Source organism: bacterium, assembly GCA_024228115.1.
Taxonomy (GTDB): Bacteria; Myxococcota_A; UBA9160; order UBA9160; family UBA6930.
This window is the reverse complement of sequence record JAAETT010000219.1, coordinates 1-1,730: the sequence shown is the minus strand read 5'-3', so window position 1 is coordinate 1,730 and position 1,730 is coordinate 1. Positions and strand designations below refer to the sequence as shown.

Annotated in this window: 1 protein-coding gene; it reads left to right on the top strand. The window is 58.6% G+C overall.

The window, feature by feature from the left end; all coding sequences use genetic code 11:
• Positions 1 to 1,041: 1,041 nt before the first annotated feature.
• Positions 1,042 to 1,398, top strand: a complete 357-nt coding sequence (locus GY937_10205; protein ID MCP5057082.1) for a hypothetical protein — start codon at positions 1,042 to 1,044, stop codon at positions 1,396 to 1,398.
• Positions 1,399 to 1,730 lie beyond the last annotated feature (332 nt).

The window sequence follows — 1,730 nt, the reverse complement described above, 5'->3', positions numbered from 1 at the left end:
GAGATGATCGGACTTCTTGGCATGCTTGGTCATGGTGGCGGTTCCTTCTTGGTGTAGTGACCCCCTCCGTAATACACGGAGGGTGAAGGAGCCGCCGCTCTCAAACTCTCAGAAAATCAACCGGTTCTGGGACATCCCCGATGGTCCCGAGCCTTCTGATAAGCCTCTTTCATCAAGAAGCGGGCGAGGCGGCTGGCTGATCCACGCAGATTCCGATCAGTATCAACTCGCAACGCCATCTCCGGTACGTACTCGTTGGTCAAGGGCTTCGGATACCTCTTCGGTTCCTGGCCATACCGGTGCGACGTCTCGAGCGACCTTCTGCGTCGTGATTCGTATAGCGCGTCGTCGTGGTCCCTTTCTTCGTGGCTGATCCACCCAACCGAAACAGCATATTGATAGGCATCGGTGTTGTAGAGGGGCCTTTCGAACCGGTCGGGGCGCGGTCCGGCAAGCCGTCGACGTCGCTCGTTCTTTCGCCGCAGTCGTTCGGCCATAGAACGAGTCTTCTCCTCCGATGGTTCCTCCTGATAGCTTCGTGTCATCGTTTCTCTCCTTGCTTTGATGCAGAGGGCCGGCGAGGGGAGATCCCGAGTGGACATAAGACGAGGGCACGCAAACAAACAGATATCGCTTGCGTTGGCAGCTAGAGTCGTGCACGATGAATTTGGATTAGGAATTCAGCGCATCGAGCAGAGCCTGATATGGGACCCGCCACCTCGGCGGGTTCTGCATTTTTGGGTTCGGTTCTAGAATTGCCCTCCAGTTATTGCCTTATGCCATGTGACACATTTTCGTGTACACATTTCCATCCTGACAGATTCCCCGTTTCATGACAATCGCGTTGTCTTGCCGTCGCTCCACGCGTCCTCTGGCTCGCCGATTATTGCCGCTCCGCAACGACCACCCGGGAGCCTGGCGAACCTCCTAGAGTGCGGGGCCGGCAGGAGCGCGCTTCAATCCTGCGGGCTGCCCCGGAGACCCGACCTGATTGACAGAACACGATCACCCGTGTCTTCTAGTCAGGAGGAGATAACTCGAATGGGAGACAGCGAAAGCGATAGGGAGCAGTCGCCCGATCCGATGGAACTAGTCCGCAAGATCAAGGAGCAGATTCTCAGCGGCCGCACCGAGCCGGAACTACAGCGGATGCTGCGCCTGGTCTTCGGCCTAGCCGAGGGTCCCCACCAGATGGGGGAGCGGGAGTATCGGGATTTTCAGCTCTGGTGCAGCGTCGCGAAGCTCGTACTTCGTCAGCAGACTAATCCGCTTGCGTTCGCGAAAGTCAAACATGACTGCGCGGCACTTCTGGATCGATTCGAGCCCGAGGGCGAGGTGTCTGCGGATTGGCTCGCCGGCCGCGTCTGCCTAGGAGCCATGGGCCACGCTGACCAGTAGAAGGACCGCGTTGCCTTCGGAGTGCCCCTAGTCCTTCTTCAGCGGAGGCAGGGGAACGCGCTTCGTGGGCTTCCCGGATCTGACTCTCTGCCAGTATCCGGGAGGAGGGGTGGGGATGCGCATGGCGCCACACCGCTTTCTGAGTCCGTTGTCCGAGAGATTGAATCGCCGAGACAACCTGAGGATCGGCTCAGTGTTGGCGATCACGAGAAACCGTAGAAATCTGATCATCTAGCCGTGGTCGCGCGCGAGTGCTGGTTTCTCGTCAGAACGGCGAATCGGTGTCGGTCGGATCGGTGTCGAGTTCGCGATCGAGAGCCGCGAGGTAGTGT